The organism is Deinococcus marmoris DSM 12784 (assembly GCF_000701405.1).
Classification (GTDB): Bacteria; Deinococcota; Deinococci; order Deinococcales; family Deinococcaceae; genus Deinococcus; species Deinococcus marmoris.
On sequence record NZ_JNIV01000193.1, the window covers coordinates 1 to 3079 of the forward strand.

Consider the following 3079-nt stretch of genomic DNA (forward strand, 5'->3'; position numbering starts at 1 on the left):
ATCGGCAGTGGAGTCGAATTCGATACGTCGCATCATGTTGCCAAATCGCCCTGGGGCAGAGTTGCCCCCGCTTTTTGGTACCCTCCTGAGTCTGGAGGCCACCAAAATCCGGGGGCTAGAGGTCTATGAACCGAACAGCCTGCTGGTAAGCGGCGTCCACGGCGTCGAGTGAGAGGTGCTGGTACACTTCCAGACTTTTCTTGCTGGCATGGCCGCTCAGGAGCTGGATCTGTGCATCCGAGAGCTTCTGACCGGTCAGAAACGTCAGCATCTGGTGGCGGAACAGGTGGGGATGGACGGAAGAACTCAACCCGGCGGCCTCCCGGTAGCGCTGGACGATCTGTTGAATTCGGCGGACCGTATACGGTCCGCATCGCTGCGTCTCGAACAGATACATCTGCTTTGGATGGGCCGCGAGGTGGGTCCGGAGCACCAGGCTGAAGGTTTGTGGGAACAGGAGGTAGCGGTCCTTGCTGCCCTTGCCCTGATCCACGAAGATTTTGCAGGCCGCGAGGTCAACATCATTCACCTCGATCTTGACCAGTTCGCCCACCCGTACGGCGGTGAAGAACAGCAGCTTGAGGATGATTTCATGCTCAACGCGGCCACCTTCGCGCACCGCCCGGAAGAAGCGTCCGAGTTCCTCGGACGTGAGCAACTGTGGTAAACGCTGTTCCCGCTTCGGCTTCTTGAGTTTGAGTTTCTTCCGGGCCTGCTGGCAGATGTACCCGAACTCGTCATAGCTCAGGTGTTCTCTCCGGGCCAGCCGGACGAGCTGCGCCACCAACTCAGATTTCGCATTCTCGGATGACGGCATGCAATCCCTCGCTGCTGGAGCGGTTCCAGCCCTGCTGAAGTATGGAGGCGAGAGGAATCATTTCGCCTTTCCGCCGTTTGGCGAACTCCTGATCCGAGAGAGCTCTGAGATACGCTGGCCTATGGCGGCTGAAGTGGTGGTCTATCAGCTCAATATCGTCCTGCGCGAAGTCGAACCCACCGTCTGGCGACGAGTGCTGGTCAGGAGTGACACCAGCATCGCCCTGCTGCACCAGGTGGTGCAAGTCGCCATGGGCTGGGAGGACGCCCATCTCCATAAATTCAGGATTCACGGGTACGATTACGGCATTGCTTACGAGGGCGGCATCGTGCTCACCACGAATCCAAAGACCGTTCGGCTCGATCAGTTCAATCTGCGCGCCGGAGAGCGCTTCCAGTACGAATATGACTTCGGGGATTTCTGGCAACACGATCTGCGTCTGGAACGCGTCCTGCCACTCGATTTAAAAAAGAAGTACCCGCGCTGCGTTGCTGGACGCCATTCGTGTCCGCCCGAAGATTGCGGTGGCCCTGAGGGCCACCGGAAAGGTGTCTTGGAGCGCCTCTCGCTCAGCGCAATGGAGGACATGGTGCTGATCAGTGAAGCTGTCCTCAGCGTGGCAGACGGGCAAGACGCCCGCGTCTTGCGTGAGGACGAAGACCTCCTGGATGCACTCGAGCGCCTCCGGTTCCGGCAGCGCTTTGCCCCAGACCAGTTTGACCGCAAAGCCGTAAACCGGCGACTTCGGGAGGTGGAACATGCAAATCAGGCTTCAAGTGACGCTGATTGAGGGCGATCAGAAAGACGTCCATGACCTCGGCAGTTTTGAACGGGGCAACCTGACCTTCGAGACCCTTGGATTAAGCCTCGAAGAGGGAAAAGCTGTTCTACACGCTTTTCAGACCGTCCTGATGGAGCGGCAGATCAGCCAGCAGCTTGAAGGGGTTCGTTCGTGTCCGGACTGTGGCGTTCAGCGCCGCATGAAAGGCCACCATCACGTCCTGCTGCGCACAGTTTATGGCGATATTCTGGTAAACAGTCCAAGGTGGTGGCGCTGTGCGTGCGATGTCCAGGGCGGCACCTTCAGTCCACTCTCCAGTTTGATGCCCGAGAACACCACACCCGAGCTGCTGTTCTTACAGACCAAATGGGCGTCGATGGTGTCCTACGGGGCCACGGTGGATTTGCTGAGAGACGTCTTGCCCATGGGCAAGACGTTGAATGCCGAGACGGTTCGGAAGCACGTCCACCGGGTGGCCCAGCGGGCCGAAGATGCCCTGGGCGCGGAACAGGCGTTCTTCGTCGAGGGCTGCCAGCAGGACTGGAACGCACTGCCCATGCCAGATGGTCCCCTGACCGTCGGAATCGACGGCGGTTTCGTTCGGGCCAGGGGAAAGGGCTGGTTTGAGGTGATCGCTGGGAAGAGCATTCTGGCGTTCAAGCGTACTCAGATCGAGGATCAGCCCAGCAGCAAGACCTTCGCCTTTGTCACCACCCATGACCAGAAGCCCCGCCGACGGCTGTTCGAGATGCTGCGCTCGCAGGGCATGCAGGAAAACCAGGCGGTGACTTTTATGTCGGACGGGGGCGACAACGTCCGGAATCTCCAGTTGTACCTCAGCCCGAACGCCGAACACGTGCTGGATTGGTTTCACGTGACCATGCGCTTGACCGTACTCGGCCAGATGGCCAGGGGCCTGCCCAGAGAGATTGAGGCACTGAACGACGTTCCTGAACGATTAGAGCGGACCAAGCACCATCTCTGGCACGGTCATGTGGGTCAGGGCCGCGAGGAACTCAGTGACCTGGAAATGGAGCTGTCCAGCGCGCTGGACAGCCCACAGGTGGATCCCGCCTGCCTTCGGAAGATGAAAAAGTACGTGGTGGAGATGATGGGCTACATCGGCAACAACAAAGCCTACATGGTGAACTATGGCGAGCGGTACCGGGCGGGCGAGCGAATTTCAACAGGCTTTGTCGAATCGGCGGTCAATCAGATCATCAGCAAACGCTTTGTCAAGAAACAGTCGATGGGTTGGACGCCGCGCGGTGCCCACCTGCTGCTTCAGATCAGGACCCGGGTCATCAACAACGAACTCGAAGACCTGTTCCGCCAGTGGTATCCGGCCTTCAGGAAAGCAGCTTAGCCCCTGGATCTTGGTGGCCTCCTGAGTCTGGAGGCCACCAAATTCCGGGGGCTTGAAGCACCGTGGTTCATGGGGCATCGGCAGTGGAGTCGAATTCGATACGTCGCATCATGTT

General features: G+C 58.9%; 3 protein-coding genes. 2 read left to right on the plus strand and 1 reads right to left on the minus strand.

Annotated features, from left to right (window positions below):
* Positions 1-115 precede the first annotated feature (115 nt).
* Positions 116-817, minus strand: a complete 702-nt coding sequence (locus tag Q319_RS0122915) for a tyrosine-type recombinase/integrase (protein WP_081846265.1) — start codon at positions 815-817, stop codon at positions 116-118.
* Between the two features lie 121 nt (positions 818-938).
* Between Q319_RS0122915 and Q319_RS26670 the strand changes: the two genes are divergently transcribed.
* Positions 939-1607 (plus strand): plasmid pRiA4b ORF-3 family protein, encoded by a 669-nt coding sequence (locus tag Q319_RS26670; RefSeq protein WP_034416576.1) that lies wholly within the window; start codon positions 939-941, stop codon positions 1605-1607.
* The gene (locus Q319_RS0122925; RefSeq protein ID WP_029484710.1) at positions 1576-2964 is read left to right on the plus strand and encodes an ISKra4 family transposase; all 1389 of its coding nucleotides are present in this window, start codon (positions 1576-1578) and stop codon (positions 2962-2964) included. Before Q319_RS26670 ends, Q319_RS0122925 begins: the two co-directional genes overlap by 32 nt.
* Positions 2965-3079: the final 115 nt, after the last annotated feature.